At 69.6% G+C, this 15,090-nt stretch carries 17 protein-coding genes and 2 pseudogenes; 14 read left to right on the forward strand and 5 right to left on the reverse strand.

Annotation, left to right across the window (positions count from 1 at the left end):
• Position 1: 1 nt before the first annotated feature.
• From IOD14_RS20280 to IOD14_RS20330, 11 genes and pseudogenes are all read left to right on the forward strand, one after another.
• A complete protein-coding gene (locus IOD14_RS20280) occupies positions 2–775 on the forward strand; it encodes an SDR family NAD(P)-dependent oxidoreductase (protein ID WP_212671008.1) in 774 nt (257 codons plus the stop codon).
• A gap of 82 nt (positions 776–857) precedes the next feature.
• Positions 858–1,595 (forward strand): FadR/GntR family transcriptional regulator, encoded by a 738-nt coding sequence (locus tag IOD14_RS20285; RefSeq protein ID WP_212671009.1) that lies wholly within the window; start codon positions 858–860, stop codon positions 1,593–1,595.
• On the forward strand, positions 1,592–2,737 hold the full coding sequence (dgoD, locus tag IOD14_RS20290; RefSeq protein WP_212671010.1) for a galactonate dehydratase: 1,146 nt from the start codon (positions 1,592–1,594) through the stop codon (positions 2,735–2,737). The genes IOD14_RS20285 and dgoD overlap by 4 nt, the downstream gene beginning before the upstream one ends.
• Complete coding sequence (locus tag IOD14_RS20295; RefSeq protein ID WP_212671011.1) at positions 2,734–3,552, forward strand: hypothetical protein; 819 nt, start codon at positions 2,734–2,736, stop codon at positions 3,550–3,552. Before dgoD ends, IOD14_RS20295 begins: the two co-directional genes overlap by 4 nt.
• A gap of 79 nt (positions 3,553–3,631) precedes the next feature.
• The gene (locus tag IOD14_RS20300) at positions 3,632–4,264 is read left to right on the forward strand and encodes a bifunctional 4-hydroxy-2-oxoglutarate aldolase/2-dehydro-3-deoxy-phosphogluconate aldolase (protein ID WP_123993083.1); all 633 of its coding nucleotides are present in this window, start codon (positions 3,632–3,634) and stop codon (positions 4,262–4,264) included.
• A complete protein-coding gene (locus IOD14_RS20305) occupies positions 4,261–5,151 on the forward strand; it encodes an SMP-30/gluconolactonase/LRE family protein (protein ID WP_212671012.1) in 891 nt (296 codons plus the stop codon). The genes IOD14_RS20300 and IOD14_RS20305 overlap by 4 nt, the downstream gene beginning before the upstream one ends.
• Positions 5,148–6,152 carry a sugar kinase gene (locus IOD14_RS20310; RefSeq protein WP_212671013.1) on the forward strand — a complete coding sequence of 335 codons (1,005 nt, stop codon included), beginning with the start codon at positions 5,148–5,150 and terminating at the stop codon, positions 6,150–6,152. The genes IOD14_RS20305 and IOD14_RS20310 overlap by 4 nt, the downstream gene beginning before the upstream one ends.
• A 46-nt stretch (positions 6,153–6,198) precedes the next feature.
• Positions 6,199–6,444: pseudogene (locus tag IOD14_RS20315) on the forward strand (carboxylesterase family protein); the annotation flags it as partial.
• 63 nt (positions 6,445–6,507) lie between these two features.
• Positions 6,508–6,918, forward strand: a complete 411-nt coding sequence (locus tag IOD14_RS20320; protein WP_212671014.1) for a hypothetical protein — start codon at positions 6,508–6,510, stop codon at positions 6,916–6,918.
• 289 nt (positions 6,919–7,207) lie between these two features.
• Entirely contained in the window at positions 7,208–7,792 is a 585-nt protein-coding gene (locus IOD14_RS20325) for a carboxymuconolactone decarboxylase family protein (RefSeq protein ID WP_212671015.1), read from the forward strand.
• Positions 7,789–8,655 (forward strand): RNA polymerase sigma-70 factor, encoded by an 867-nt coding sequence (locus tag IOD14_RS20330; protein ID WP_212671016.1) that lies wholly within the window; start codon positions 7,789–7,791, stop codon positions 8,653–8,655. The genes IOD14_RS20325 and IOD14_RS20330 overlap by 4 nt, the downstream gene beginning before the upstream one ends.
• 247 nt (positions 8,656–8,902) lie before the next feature.
• On the opposite strand, the gene IOD14_RS20335 is transcribed toward IOD14_RS20330, so the two are convergent.
• The 4 genes from IOD14_RS20335 to IOD14_RS20350 all read right to left on the reverse strand — a co-directional run bounded on the left by IOD14_RS20335 (position 8,903) and on the right by IOD14_RS20350 (position 12,835).
• Entirely contained in the window at positions 8,903–9,247 is a 345-nt protein-coding gene (locus IOD14_RS20335) for a hypothetical protein (protein WP_212671017.1), read from the reverse strand.
• Positions 9,248–9,663: 416 nt separating this feature from the next.
• The gene (locus tag IOD14_RS20340) at positions 9,664–10,329 is read right to left on the reverse strand and encodes a hypothetical protein (protein ID WP_212671018.1); all 666 of its coding nucleotides are present in this window, start codon (positions 10,327–10,329) and stop codon (positions 9,664–9,666) included.
• Positions 10,330–10,391: 62 nt separating this feature from the next.
• The gene (locus IOD14_RS20345) at positions 10,392–11,285 is read right to left on the reverse strand and encodes a hypothetical protein (RefSeq protein WP_212671019.1); all 894 of its coding nucleotides are present in this window, start codon (positions 11,283–11,285) and stop codon (positions 10,392–10,394) included.
• Positions 11,282–12,835: a hypothetical protein gene (locus tag IOD14_RS20350; RefSeq protein ID WP_249125987.1), complete on the reverse strand. Its 1,554-nt coding sequence runs from the start codon at positions 12,833–12,835 to the stop codon at positions 11,282–11,284. The genes IOD14_RS20345 and IOD14_RS20350 overlap by 4 nt, the downstream gene beginning before the upstream one ends.
• A gap of 265 nt (positions 12,836–13,100) precedes the next feature.
• Between IOD14_RS20350 and IOD14_RS20355 the strand changes: the two genes are divergently transcribed.
• A complete protein-coding gene (locus IOD14_RS20355) occupies positions 13,101–13,829 on the forward strand; it encodes an NUDIX domain-containing protein (protein ID WP_249125988.1) in 729 nt (242 codons plus the stop codon).
• A gap of 57 nt (positions 13,830–13,886) precedes the next feature.
• Positions 13,887–14,103: pseudogene (locus tag IOD14_RS20360) on the forward strand (IS110 family transposase); the annotation flags it as partial.
• A gap of 10 nt (positions 14,104–14,113) precedes the next feature.
• Here IOD14_RS20360 and IOD14_RS20365 read toward each other — a convergent pair.
• Complete coding sequence (locus tag IOD14_RS20365; RefSeq protein ID WP_212671022.1) at positions 14,114–14,491, reverse strand: hypothetical protein; 378 nt, start codon at positions 14,489–14,491, stop codon at positions 14,114–14,116.
• A 72-nt stretch (positions 14,492–14,563) separates the two neighbouring features.
• On the opposite strand from IOD14_RS20365, the gene IOD14_RS44355 reads away from it, so the two are divergent.
• On the forward strand, positions 14,564–15,052 hold the full coding sequence (locus IOD14_RS44355; RefSeq protein ID WP_249125989.1) for a hypothetical protein: 489 nt from the start codon (positions 14,564–14,566) through the stop codon (positions 15,050–15,052).
• Positions 15,053–15,090 lie beyond the last annotated feature (38 nt).

The following is a 15,090-nucleotide window of genomic DNA, read 5'->3' on the forward strand; positions in this document are numbered from 1 at the left end:
GATGGACCAGCCCGCACGACGGCACGGCGTCCGCTTCACAGGCCGCACGGCCGTGGTCACCGGAGCGGCCTCCGGCATCGGAGCCGCCACCGCCGTACGCCTCGCCGAGGAGGGAGCCGCCGTCGTACTCACCGATGTCGCCGAGGAGCGCGGCACGGCCGCGGCGGAGCGGATCACCAAGGGCGGCGGTCAGGCACGCTTCGTCACCGCCGACGTCGCGGCCGAGGAGGACTGGGCGCGCGTCGTGGCCGCGGCCCACGCCTTCGGACCGGTGGACGTCCTGGTCAGCAACGCGTTCACAGTCGACGTCACGCCCGCCCACGAGCTGACCCTGCCCTCCTGGCAGCGCCAGCTCGACGTCAACCTGACCGGCAGCTTCCTCGGCCTGCGCGCGGTCCTGCCCGATCTGCGGGCCGGAGGCGGCGCGGTAGTGTTGACGTCATCCGTCCACGCACACCGAGGCATTCCCGGTCACCCCGCCTACGCCGCCTCGAAGGGCGCCCTGCTCTCCCTGTGCGGGCAGCTCGCCGTCGAGTACGGGCCCGAGGTGCGCGTCAACGCCGTCGTACCGGGTCCGATCCTGACCGCGGCCTGGGACCGGGTGCCCGAGGACGAGCGCGAGCGCAGCGTCGCCGAGACCGCCGCCCGGCGCTTCGGCACCCCCGAGGAGGTGGCCGCGGCCATCGCCTTCCTCGCCGCCGACGAGGCGTCCTACATCACCGGCACGAGTCTCGTCGTGGACGGCGGCTGGAGTGTCGTGAAGGCCTCCGCATGACCGGGCACGCCGTGCCGTGGACGAACCCCGCCCAGGCCCTTGCGGGCCCCGGGCACCAGACCCAGCAGAAAGGCTCGACGACATGACGCCCTACGCCCGCCGCGGCGTGCACGGCCAGACGGTGGAGGCCCTCGCCCGTCGCATCCTGGGCGGCCAAATCCCCGAGGGGGCCACGCTCGACCTGGTGGCGCTCCAGAGCGAGCTGGACGTGAGCCTGACCGCGTTGCGCGAGTCGCTGAAGGTGCTCGCCGCGAAGGGCATGGTCGACGCCCGCCAGAAGCGCGGCACCTTCGTGCGGGCCCGGGCCGACTGGAACCTCCTCGACGCCGACGTCCTGCGCTGGCAGTTCGAGGGCGGCCGTGCCGGCGAGGCCGATCAGGCCCTGTTGCGGAACCTGGCCGAGGTCCGCGCCATCATCGAGCCCGCCGCCGTCCGCCTGGCCGCCACGCGCCGCACCGACGCCGACCTCACTGCCCTCGAGGACGCGCTCACCGCGATGGGGCACACCGGATCCGATCCCGCGCACGTCATCGACGCCGACCTCGCCTTCCACCGCGCGCTGCTCGCCGCCACCCACAACGAACTCCTCGAACGCATGGAGATGGTGCTCGAGTCGGGGCTCGCCCACCGCGACCGGATCGTGCACTCCTCCCCGCACAGCGAGGACCCGATCCCGGCGCACCGCGCCGTCCTGGACGCCGTACGCGCCCAGGATCCCCTGGCCGCCGAGGCAGCCATGCGTGCCCTGCTCGAGCAGGCCGGCCGCGACCTGGACCGCATCGGCACGGCCGACGACACGGAAGGCACCACCGCGCAGTGAAGATCACCCGTATCGAGACCTTCCTGGTCCCGCCGCGCTGGCTGTTCTGCCGGGTGGAGACCGACGACGGCGTGGTCGGGTGGGGTGAACCCGTCGTCGAGGGACGGGCCGAGATCGTCCGGGCCGCCGTGGACGTACTGGCCGAGTACCTCGTCGGGCAGGACCCGCTGCGCATCGAGGACCACTGGCAGGTCCTCACCAAGGGCGGCTTCTATCGCGGCGGTCCCATCCTGTCGAGCGCCGTCGCCGGCCTCGACCAGGCCCTGTGGGACATCGCCGGCAAGACCTACGGCGCCCCCGTGCACGCCCTGCTCGGCGGGCCCGTCCGCGACTGCGTCCGTGTCTACGCCTGGGTCGGTGGCGACGAGCCCGCCCAACTCACCGAGCAGGTCACCGAGCAGGTCGCCGCGGGCTTCACCGCGGTGAAGATGAACGCGGCGGGCCCGACCTCACCGATCGCCTCCGCCGCCGAGACCGCGGCCGTCGTCGACCGGGTGGCCGCCGTACGCGAGGTGCTGGGCCCCGACCGTGACGTGGCCGTCGACTTCCACGGCCGCTTCACCGCCGCCGGCGCCCGCCGTGCACTGGCCGAACTCGCCCCGCTGCACCCGTTGTTCGTGGAGGAACCCGTCCTGCCCGAGCAGGGCCACCTCCTGGCCGGTCTCGTGGTCGCCAGCTCCGTCCCGCTCGCCACCGGCGAACGCCTCTACTCCCGCACCGAGTTCCTGCCCGCCCTTGCCGCGGGCATCGCCGTCGCCCAGCCCGACCTCTCCCACGCCGGCGGCATCTCCGAGGTCCACCGCATCGCCTCCCTCGCCGACACCTACGGCGCCCAGCTCGCCCCCCACTGCCCGCTCGGCCCGATCGCCCTGGCCGCCAGCCTCCAAGTCGCCTTTGCCACACCGAACTTCCTCATCCAGGAACAGAGCCGGGGCATCCACTACAACAAGGACGCCGACCTGCTCTCCTACGTCGTCGACCCCGAACCGTTCCGGTTCACCGCCGGCCACGCCCACCGCAGCGGCCTGCCCGGCCTCGGGATCACCGTCGACGAGAACGCCGTACGCGCCGCCGACCGCACCGGCCATGCCTGGCGCAACCCGGTGTGGCGGCACTCCGACGGCTCGTTCGCGGAGTGGTGAGCGTGTCCCTGGCCCTCGCCACCGACCCTGCCCACGGCGGACGCTGGACCTCGCTGCGCGACGGCGACCGCGAATGGCTGTGGCACCGCCAGGACCCCGCCCGCGAACGCGTCGCACCCGGAGACGCCTTCGTGGACGCGGGCGGACTGGAGGAGTGCGTGCCCACGGTGCGTGGCACCCCCGACCACGGAGACGTCTGGTCCCGGCCGTGGTCACGCGACGGTGACACCGAGCGCGTTCACTGCGACGCGTTCACCCTCGTCCGCACCGTGCGGGCCACCGCCGACGGCGTCGAGGTGGACTACAGGCTCCTGGCCGAGCCCGGCTACCGCTTCGTGTGGGCCGCCCACGCGCTCCTCGACCTCTCCGAGCGAGCCGAACTCCGGGCCAGGACGGGCGTTTCCACCCGGCTCTTCCCCGAGGCGTCATCCCTGCTCGACGCCCCCTGGCCGGACGACGCCGCCTGGGTGGAAGGCCCCTGGCCCGCACCGTGCGGACTGCGCCTCGACCGGTTCGGCCCCGCCGACGGTACGGCCGTCGGGGCCGTCCTCGCCGACGGCCGTGCCTGCGTCCACGACGGAGCCGACCGGCTCGCCCTCGGCGTCGAATCCGAGGGCCAGCCCGTGTCGATGGCCCTGTGGCGGAACCTCGGCGGCTTCCCCGAGGCCGCGCCCTACCGCAGCATCGGGATCGAGCCCATGCTCGGCCGCACCTTCGACCTCGCCCAGGCAGGCCCCGGCGACGCGGCGCGCGTCCCCGCCTCCGGGGAAGTCCACTGGCGCCTCACGCTGACCCCCGACTGCCGCTGCCCCTGACCCCTTCCGCCGCACCCGGAGGCACCGGGCCCACCGGCCCCGCCGCCGAAGCCGACCGAGACACAAGGAGTTCTGGTCCGTGGACCTACGAGCCGCCCTGGCAGACCGCCGCCTCGTCGCCATCGTCCGCGGAGGTGACCCCGACGCCGCGCTGCGCACCGTACTCGCCCTGGCCGAGGAGGGCATCGACCTCATCGAGGTGTCCCTCAGCAGTGTGGACGCACTCGCTGTGATCGCGCGCAGCGCCGCGGAACTCGGCCCGCACCGGCCGATCGGCGCGGGTACCGTCCTGACCGCGGACGACGCGCGCGCCGCCCAGGACGCCGGCGCCGCCTTCGCCGTCACCCCCGGCCTGGGCGCGGGCGCCGACACCGCTCGTGAGCTGGGCCTGCCGGTTCTGGCCGGCGTCATGACCCCGACCGAGGTCATCACAGCCCAGGCCCAGGGCGCCGACGCGCTCAAGCTGTTCCCGGCCGCCCACGCCGGGGGACCGGCCTACCTCACAGCCCTGCGCGCGCCCTTCCCCGACGCCGCGTTCGTGCCCGTGGGCGGCGTGGACCTCGAAGCCGCTCGCGCTTATCTCACTGCCGGTGCCACCGCCGTCGGCGTCGGCTCCCCGCTCGTCGCCGACGCGGCCGACGGCGGCAGCCTGAGCGCCCTGCGCCGGCGTGCCCGGGCGTTTCGCAACGCCGTCGAGGAAGCGACCGCATGACCGAGTACCAGGCCCTGCCCAGCGGCCCCGACCGCCTGGAGCTGGGCGAGGGCATCCGCTGGACGGGCGAACGCATCGTCCTGGTGGACATCCTCAAGGGACGGCTGCTGACCACGGCCCACGACCCTCACCACCCGCTGCGCGAACTCCTCAGCCTCCCCGTCCCGTTGGGCGCGGTGGCACCCGTCGCCGGCCGTCCCGGAACGTGGATAGCCGCCGCCGGCACCGGCGTCTGCCTCCTCGACGCCCACGGCATACCCCACTGGCTGGCCACTCCCGAGGACCGCCCCGGCCCGAGCATGCGCATGAACGACGGGATCGCCGACCCGGCGGGACGCTTCTGGGCGGGCAGCATGGCCTACGACACCACCCAGGGCGCCGGCACCCTGTACCGCGTCGACCACGACGGCACCGTCACCCCCGCCGTCGAAGGCGTCACCATCCCCAACGGGCCCGCCTTCACCGCGGACGGCCGCACCATGTACCTGGCCGACAGCGCCCACGGGATCGTCCGCCGCTACCCGGTCGACCCGGTGACGGGCAGCGTGGGCGCCCCCGAGGACTTTCTTACCGTCGACGAGGGCAGCCCGGACGGCATGACGGTCGACGCCGAGGGAGCTCTGTGGTGTGCCGTCTGGGGTACGGGCACGGTCCGCCGCCATCTGGCCGACGGGAGTCTCGACCAGGTCGTCCACCTCCCCGCCGCTCAGCCTGCCGGCGTCTGTCTCGAAGGCACGCTGCTGCACGTCACCACCGCCACCGTCGGCCTGGACACGCCCGGCCCGTACGACGGCGCGCTCTTCACCGTGCCCGTCGACGTCCCCGGCACACCGACGCCCGCCTACCGGCTCGCTCCCTCCGCACCGGTGCCGGGAGGAGTCGCATGAGGGACACCTGGCGCCCCACGCGAGGACGCGTGGTCTGCATCGGCGAGACCATGGCCGCTCTGAGCCCCGACCCGGCTCTGCCGCTGGCCGACGCCGACCACCTGCGACTGTCGGTCGCGGGAGCCGAGTCCAACGTGGCGATGTACCTCGCCGACCACGGCATCCCCGCCACCTGGCTCTCAGCCCTCGGCGACGATCCGATGGGCGACCGTGTGCGGGCCACCGTGGCCGCAGCCGGCGTCGACGTCACCCACGTACGTATCGACCCTGCGCGCCCCACCGGCCTGCTGATGAAGAACCCGACTCCCTCGGGCACGCGCGTCCACTACTACCGCAGGGACTCGGCCGCATCCGCCCTCGGCCCCGACCTCCTCGACCACGAGGCGATGGGTACGGCGGCCCTCGTGCACCTCACCGGCATCACCCCGGCCCTGTCCGCGTCCTGCCGCGACCTGGTCACCCGCGCACTCGGCGTCCCCGCCCCCGACCGCCCGTACGCGATCAGCTTCGACGTCAACCACCGCGCCCCGCTCTGGCCCGAGGACACCGCCCCGGACGTGCTGCGCGGCCTCGCGGGACGCGCGGACATCGTCTTCGTCGGCCTGGACGAGGCCCAGAGTCTGTGGGGCACGCACCTGACCGCGGCCGCCGTACGCGAACTGCTGCCCGACCCGCGGATCGTGGTCGTCAAGGACGGCTCCCGCGAGGCCACGGCGTTCACGGCCTCGGACCCGGTCACGGTTCCCGCCCTGCGCACAGCCGTCATCGAACCTGTCGGCGCGGGCGACGCCTTCGCAGCCGGTTTCCTCGCCGGTCTCCTGCGCGGCGAAACCATGCTCCGCTGTCTGCGCCTGGGCCACATCACGGCGGTCTCCGCCCTGCGAGTGACCGGAGACCACGGCCCCCTCCCGCCACCACCCGTCATCGACCGGCTCCTCGCCCGTACGGACAGGGAGTGGCAGGCACACGAGGAGACATGGTCGGGCGCGGAGCGGGGATGAGTTTGCCGACCGCCATCCACCCGCCCCCGACCTCCGCCCCGACTTCCCGCTGGGCGCCTACCACAGCGCGGAGCTGCCCTACCTGTTCGGCATGGGCGACCTCCGCCTGAACGACGGGCAGTCGGCCCTGTCCCGACGCATGATCGCCGCGTGGACGACGTTCGCCAGAACCGGCAAACCCGGCGACGACTGGCCGCCCTTCCCGCACACCCGGCGGTTGGCTCGCAACACGCTCTCGGGCGTGGACGCGGCGGCCGAACACCGCTGCGCCTTCTGGTCGCGCAACCCCTGACGCCCTTGGTCCGCACACCTGCCGCGGACGGACCGTACGAACGAACCCCTCCGGAGGAAGCCCATGAACGAAACCGGCACACCGCTCGCCGAGGCCGACTACATCGGCGCCACCGCCCACGAGTTGAGCGAGAAGCGAGCAGCGGCGAAGATCGCGGCCGGCATCAGCCAGAAGACCCTCTTCCAGCGCCGCGGCCGGATCATCCTGCACCCCGACCTGCTCGTCCTCACCGGCTGGTCCCACAACGGCGATCTCACCCTCACCCGCACGGACATCACCGCGGCAGAAACCCGCTTCACCCACCTCTACGGCCGCTTCCTCGGCGGCCTGCTCAACGCCGGCCGGCCCCTCATCCTCCGCACCACCCATGCCGCGGCCGACGAGGTGTACCTGCTCATCGACCACCGGGACTTCCTGGAGACCACGGACGATCGGGCCTGGCAGAAGCGCATCGATCGGTGGCGCCGCGACTGAAGTGCCGGGAAACGGTGGCGAGTTCGAGCGAGGTCAGCGCATCAACGATGTTCAGGAAGCCGGCGTTGACCTCGGCCGGACCGCGGCAGCCATGACCGCGGTAGTCACGGGTCTCGCGCGGACGATGGTTGAGCGCACGGGCGATGGCGTCCAGGCGGGCCTGGCTGAACGTGCGCAGACGCGCGCTTGGGGGAGGTACGGCCGTTGGGTGTCACATTCCTGGGCCCGGCGGTGTCTTCATGTCCAACAGGCCGACAGGCCGACGGCCATGAAGAAGAAGGAGCACACCGTGACACTGCGCATCCCGAAGGCAGAACTCCCCGCCGAGCTCACCGAGAACATGATCAAACAGTTCGGTGCCGTGCCCGAGCCCTTCGAAGTGACGGCGCACAACCCCAAGGTCGCCCAGGACTCCACGGAGCTCGGGCGCCAGGTGAGCGAGTGGGACATGGCCGACGAGGGGCTCAAGACGTTCGCACACATGGCGGTTGCCGCGCAGGTCGGCTGCAGTTGGTGCCTCGACATCAACTACTTCCAGGCGCTGCACAAAGACCTGGACTTGGCCAAGGCGAGCCAGGTGCCGCGCTGGCGGGAGTCGGAGGTGTTCACGCCGCTGGAGCGCGACGTGCTGGAGTACGCCGAGGCCATGACGAACACGCCGCCGACCGTCACCGACGAGCTGTACGCGGGCCTGCTCGACCGGCTCGGCCCGGCTGCGATGGTCGAGCTCACCGCGTCGATCGCCTTCGCCAACCTGTCGACCAGGAACAACACGGCCCACGGAATCACCTCGCAGGGCTTCTCCGACGCGTGCGGGACTCCGCTGGCCGCGCGTTCGGGGAACTCCGACGTGGCGTCGTCGGCGGCGATATGACCGAGGACCCCTTCGTCACCCACCGCAGCCTGCTCTTCACGGTCGCCTACGAGATGCTCGGCTCGGCGGCCGACGCGGAGGACGTACTGCAGGACTCCTGGCTGCGGTGGGCCGACGTCGACAGGTCGCAGGTGCGTGAACCGCGGGCGTACCTCGTCCGCACCGTCACACGCCAGGCGCTCAACCGGCTGCGCACGTTGTCCCGCAGCCGTGAGGAGTACGTGGGCGAGTGGCTGCCGGAACCCTTGCTGACCAGCCCCGATGTCGCCGACGACGTCGAACTCGCGGAGAGCGTCTCGATCGCGATGCTGACCGTCCTCGAAACGCTGGGGCCGACAGAGCGGGCGGTGTTCTTGCTGCGGGAGGTCTTCGAGATGCCCTACGGCGAGATAGGCGAGGCCATCGGGAGGTCCGCCGCGACGGTGCGACAGGTCGCGCGGCGGGCACGCGAGCACGTGGCCGCCCGGCAGCCGCGCATTCGGGTGAGCCGGGCCGAGCAGCGGACCGTCGTCGACCGCTTCCTTCTCGCCCTGCGCACCGGGCAGTTGCAGGACCTGCTGGAGGTCATGGCGCCGGACGTCGTCCTGATCGCCGATGGTGGAGGGATAGTGCCCGCCGTGCTGGCGCCGATCCACGGGGCCGAACCGGTGGCGAGGCTGCTTGCGCGCGCGAACCAGGTCGCGGTCCCGTTCGAGATGACACCGGTGTGGCTCAATGGCGCTCCCGCGGGCCGGATCGAGATGAACGGCGAGCCGACCGCGGTGAGCCTCGTGGTGGAGAACGGGCAGGTCACCCGGATCTACATCGTGCGAAACCCGCAGAAGCTGACACGGCTCGACGAGCCCGCCGAACTCGCCAGATGAACCCGCCGCCCCGCACAAGGGGCAGCCCGCTCCGGCTGGAATTCGTCTCGTTCCCCGCAGCGGGCGTCCTGGACGAGTCATTCGAATGTTGACGGTGTGTCCGGGTACGGAGACAGGGCGTCCAAGATCGCTATGTGACGAACAACCTTGGACGCCCTGTCGACCGCACCGTAGGTGAAGATCGACGACGAGATCGGGGCCACCCGATGGCTTGGCCGACCGCCGCAGTTGACGGATTCCGAGCTGGTCACCCTTGCCGACGCGCAGGCTCTGCTGGCCTCACCTCGGAGCCGCGCTCGCTGCGGTTCGTGGACTCCCGGCTGGGACCGATGTTCCCGTACGTGCCCAGGCAGCCGGGCTGGAACAAGTGGCTGCCGGCGGCGTTGCCGCCGGTCAAGAAGGCAATACGGTTGTTGGCCGTCGAGACGGACTTCTGGTTCGACAACCCCAGGATCGTCGACTCCACGCCGGTGGAGTACGGCCACTCGCGTCCGACGGTGAAGCGGTCGGACATGGTCGGCTGGGCCGGATACGGGTACTGCGCCTCGCGCTCCGGGTTCTTCTGGGGGCTGCGCCTGTTCCTGGTCTGCACCCCGACCAGGATGTCCGTCCTGTGGGCGCTGGCGAACCCGAGGACGGACGAGCGGGAGGTGCGGTCCGCGATGCTGGACCGCGAACCGCACCTGGCCGCCGCACCGGCCGGGCCTGCCGGTGATCGCGGGCAAGGGCTGCGCCTCCAAGGAGTTCGAGGCCGATCTGGCCTTCCGGGACGCGGCGTTGCTGCGGCCGTCGTTCAAGCGCGAGAAGAAGCGCAAGGGCGAGAGCCTCCTGAAGTCGGTGCGGCAACTGATCGAGTTGGTCAACGACACTGCCTCGGGCGACGCGGACGGCGACACCCTCGAAGGTCTGCCCACCGTGCGCAGCCAGCCGTTACCGAGGAGCCCTGCTCTGCGCCCAGCCCCCGCAGGCGCGGGAGAGGAGGCCAGTGATCAAAGGTCCGATCTGATGTCAGGGATGCTGTGTGAGGGGGGCTTCGGTGCTGTTGGTCCAGGCGGTGTCGAACTGTTGGAGGGCGATGCTGTAGAGGAGGCCGGGTGCTCGTGCGTAGAGGCAGGGCGAGTTCCTGCCGTGCGCGGTGTCGCTGTAGAAGGTGAGGTAGGCGACCTTGTCGGTGGCGATGATGCGGCATGTGTGGGGGAGGTTGTAGCGGCGCAGTCGGATGCCGGGTTGTGCGTGGGCGGCCCGGGTGAGGTAGTCGATGTTGGCCCGGACCTGGCTTCTGAGGAGGTCGGGGGTGAAGCCCGGGTCGAAGTGGGCGACATTGTGGGAGCGACGGTCGAGCCAGGAATCGTGGGGTGTGTCGGGGTCGGGGAGCAGGATCTGGACGGATGCGGGTGAGACGGTGCCCGACCACAGGGGGGCGAAGGCTTCGCGGGTGAGGATGTTGCCGCGTCCTGCCATGACTTTGACCCATTGGGCGCGGGCAAGGTCCTGGCGCATGGTGTGCTCCGCGGAGGCTTGACGGCGGTAGACGCGGTGGAGTCCTGTGCCGTTGAACCAGGAGCAGGCGGCGGTGAGCCACCACAGGGGGCGTGCGGCGTGCACGAGGCTGAGGCCGAGCAGGAGGGCGCTGGCGGCGAGCGAGCTGAGAATGCCGAGCAGGAAGGCGTTCATGCTGAGGCTCCGGTGGTGGGAGTTCTCCTTGGGCTGTGCCGGTGTTGCCTCGGGGCCGGACTTCAGAAGTAGGGGAGCAGGCAGCTGAGGACGTGGGCGGCGTTTCGTGCGGCGAGTTCGTGGTGGCCGTGGCCCTTGTGTTCGTCTGCGTTGTCGGATACGCCGCGGATGACGATCCAGCCGGGGTTGGTTGTGCCGTGGACCGAGTTCTCTTGCCAGTACTGGCTGAGGCCTCCGGCTTCCATGTCTACGGCGAGGACTTTTTCGTGGTAGTTGGTCAGGTAGGTGCGGATGTCGCTGGCCCGGTCGGCGATGACGGCTTCGCCTGACCCGATGACTCCGGGGTAGACCTCGTACTGCTCGCCGGCGTGTGCGGTCATCTGGCCGTTGATGCGTGCCGGTGTCCCGTACTCGGTGAAGTAGGCGTTCACGGCATGCACGATGTGCGCCGGCGCTTGGCGGTGTTCACCGCGGCGGCGGGTGTCCTGAGGATTGATCTTTCGGTTCTCGTAGTAGACGACATCGGTGGAGACGATGACGTTGCCGATTCGGGCGTGGTCGTCGTGGAGACCTCCGGCGATGCCCACGAGGGCCCACAGCCGGGGGTTGTAATGGCGGCGGAGGTTCTCCAGGGCCGCCATCGTGGATCGCTGGCCCTGGCTCTGGGTCTGTGTGGCCACGATGCGCAACGTGGCGTCGGAGGAGATGTGTTCGCCCTGGTAGAAGTAGAGGCCGCTGGGTGTCTTGTGGCGGCGTAGTTTTAACTCGTCGATGACGGAGCGGAGTTCCTCACTGAGGATGGTGACGATGCCGAGGTCCCACGGGATGTCTGCTTCGGTGGCGGGCTCGGCCGAGGGCAGAGGGGCGGTCGCGGAGGCGTGGGCATGATCGCCGATGGCGATGGTGCTGAAGGTGTTGTTGTTGCCGCGGCTGATGATGCCTTTGTTGTTGGTCATGTGGCTGCTCCGTTGTCGGCCTGTGCGGGCTGGTTCGCGGAGACGTTGACCTGAGCTGCGTCTCCTACGGCATTGTTGGTGAAGCTGTTGTTGTCGCCGAAGTTGAAGATTCCGCTGTTGATGATCTTGAGGGCGCGGTCGTTGAAACCGGACGTATCGACGCCCCTGGCCTGGAGGAAGTCACTGGCGGCACTCAAGAGACGTTGCTCTATGGTTTTCAGGCGCCCGAGGATGTCGCTCTTCTCCAGTTGGACCTTGGTCCAGGTCTGGGATGACTCTTCCCGTATGCTCACGCGGCTGCCGATGAGGATGTTGCGGATGGGGGTCCTGGTGAGGTCCCGGGGCAGCACGGCGGCCTTGGCCACCCTGTAGAGGTATCGCAAGACCCGCCATGAGTACTGGATGTCGGTGGGCAGCGCGCTCAGTTCGTTGAAGGCTGCCCAGAGGACCGCCGCAGCACCGTGGTGGCCGAACTCCTCACCCCGCTGGAACGAGCGCGGTGTGTGGGCGAGTACGCATGCTGCCGTGGACAGGCTCAGGGTGCGTCCCTGCAAGCTGACGTGCAGGAGGACGGTCGCGACGAATTCGGACCCGTCGGCGGGTGTGATGATCTCGAGGAAGTGGTGCTGCTTCGATTCCGGCGTGTCGATGATGGAGCGCAGTTCGCTGCGGGTGAAGTGGTGCGGAAGGAGAGACTGGTCGACGGCGACATCGGTCTCGGCGACGTAGACGCGGTCCCGGACTTCAGCAGGCAGCCGGACGTCGTGGCTGTCGGCGTTGAGCGGCAGAACGGCTTCGCGTAGGTATTCGACAAGTTCGTGTGCCTTGAAGGGCGGCACCGCGTGCTCACGCTCGTGCAGAGGTTCGTCGTCGGATTCGGCCCTCAGCAGTTGGATGCTCATCGGCGGGTTCCACTGGTAGACGAGCTCGCCGGCTCCGATGAAAGGCGATTCGTCACCGAAGAGCGTGAACATGGTGAGGTCGTCGTCCTCGTCGTCGCTGTGCCGGGTTCGGCGGTACACGGCGCACATGTGGTGCTGCTGACGGTCGGCTGCTCGCTGACGGCCGGACAGGCGGGAGGGGCGCAGGGCAGGTGTGCGCAGTATGCGGTTGAGGATCAGTTGGCGTGTGGCGCCCACGGCCAGGTAGACGAGTGTGAGCGCCGCGGCCAGCAGGAGCGCCGCCACTGCCTGTCGGGGATAGAGGAGGCCGATGGCCAGGATGGTCAGGGCCAGCCACAGTGCGGCCGTGGTGACGCGTTTGACTACACGTGCTTTGGGCGTGGTGACGCGTGGGAGGAGGAACCTGAGGAGATGGCGATGAGCCCGTAAGGGATCCGGGACACGGCGTCGGGACCTGCCGGCCGCCATCGACTGGCTGTCGACGCCTCGCAGCAGTACGGCCAGACGCAGCAGCAACAGGAGTCCGAAACCGCTGGCGATCAGAAGGGCCGCGGGGACGCTTCCGTTGAGCAGGGGAGCGGCTATCGCGGCGATGACCGTGGTCCGGGCGAGGGCCCTGAGTGCAGCGGCACGCCATGCGTGCTGCATGACGGGGACGATGTCGAAGCCGTAGGACGGGGCGACCCTGCGGTGCGGCGCGGTGCAGACCTCGTCGATCACAAGGTCACGGAAGCGTTCGTCCACGTACACGCCGGCACACAGATGACGGGTGGCGGCCGTGGGTTCGAGCGTTGTCTCCTGTGCTGGTAGCGCGTCGGACGTGGTCATGTCCTACCCCCGGCTCCTACAGTTATGGTTGCTGTGACCATAAGTGTCGGCGGAGTTTAAGTCAATGAGACCTTTAGGGGTGCGGGTGGACGACTGGCTGAAGGATTCGGACGAGGTCGGACCCTCCTGGCTGACCGTGGACCTCGCGATCTTCACCCTCAGGGACGACCAGTTGATGGTGCTCCTGGTCGAGCGCGGCCTGGACCCCTTCCACGGCATGCCCGCGATGCCCGGAGGCTACGTGCAAAAGAACGAGACCCTGCGCGACGGCGCCCTGCGTGAGCTGGCGGAAGAGGCCGGCATCGACGGCAGTCGGCTGCACCTGGAGCAGCTCGGCGCCTACGCAGATCCTGGACGCGACCCACGGGGCAGAGTGGTGACGGTCGCCTACCTTGCACTGGGGCCGAACCTGCCGGCCCCCGTCGGCGGGACTGACGCCGCACGTGCATTCTGGGCGCCGGTGGCGCACTTGGAGGACGGCACACTCGAGTTGGCGTTCGACCATCAGGCCATCCTGGCGGAAGCTCTGGAGGAGGTCCGACGGAAGATCGAGTACACCGCTGCGGCCACCGCCTTCTGCGGGGAGACGTTCACCCTCAGAGATCTGAGGACGGTGTACCAAGTGATCTGGGGCCAGCAACTGGATCCCAGCAACTTCCGCCGCAAGATCCTCAACACCACGGGATTCGTGCAGCCGACGGGAGATCAGTGGCTGCCCCCTACCGGCCGTCCTGCCGCCCTGTATCGGCGTGGACAGGCGTGGCTGCTCAACCCGCCCCTGCTTCGCTCCACAACAACCGGCCAGCGACGCTGAATCGGCTCCAGGCCCGTCACCGGCCATCCCTTGTCGGCGTCGCACGGGAGGAGGCACGGCTACCTCTGGGCCTTCTCCTCGATCACCGCCTCACTCAGCGCCAAGGCCCACTACCGACGCCGCCGTGAACCAGGGCGACTGGCACGCCTCAGCCCGGTGCAACCTGTTCAACCGCATGATCGGACAGCTCTACCACTGCCTGCGGCATGAGCAACTCTTGGACGAGGTCGTCGCTTTCCCCGCACCACCACCCACGGTCGCGGAAGCGGCCTGAACGCGGGAACTCACACGAGTCCGGCAGCCTGTCGAAGCTTCGCTCGATCGTCGAGACGGGTCAGTTTCTCCGCCAACATCGCCACTAGGCTCGCGTTCTCCGTGAACACGGCCCGGCACTGTTCACGCTCGGGATGATCGCCGTCACTGCCGAACCACCGCACCACGGCTTCGTTGCGTCCGTCGACCGGCTCGGAGAATCCAGCGATCGAGACCAGAAGACCCAGCAGGCCAGACTGCACTGGAACCTGAGGGTCGCTTGCAAGGCGGAGCAGGAACGGCAGCACTGTCGGCATGGCCAGGTTCATCTCTGTGATGCTGTTGAGGATGGAGTTGGTGAGTACGCGCTTGGCCTCGGGCGCGGCAGTCTGATCGAGGAGTCCGTGCAACAGAACCGGGATCGCGGCTGGGCACTCCGGGAACTCGGACCACCGGACGTCTTCACACCCGTGGAGGGCGGGATGGCCACGGCCAGCCTCAACCGCATGCGGGTAGTCCTGGATGAACCGAGATATCGCCGTCTCCTTGGCGGTCAGATCCGTGCTGCACACTTGCCTGTCCCCGTCCTGCCGCAACAAACCCTGAACTCCGCGTTTCCGAACTCTGGCGCGATCAGGGAGCCATGCGCAAGCCATGACAAGGAACCGATACTGCACGGCGAACTACTGGCCGATCACGCTCCCGTCACCTACCAGATGGTCCGCGCCCACATCGCCACCCTGCGCAGTAGGCCTCCTAACGCGCCGCCGCCACCGACGGTGCGGCAGGTGACCGGCTGGCTCACCCGCCACCCCAGTGCCCTCAGCGAGGAGAACCGCGCCGACCTGAAGAACGTCCTGGCCCACTGCCCGGAACTGGATGCCGCCGGGCATGTCCACGACTTCGGCGAGATCCTCTTCACGAATTGGGGGCGTCCGAGGCTTGATCAAATAAGCAGAAAATGCTCCTGACCTGCAACGATGGGACTTGTCTAGGGTCCTGTGGGCTG

It is taken from the genome of Streptomyces sp. A2-16 (assembly GCF_018128905.1).
Taxonomy (GTDB): Bacteria; Actinomycetota; Actinomycetes; order Streptomycetales; family Streptomycetaceae; genus Streptomyces.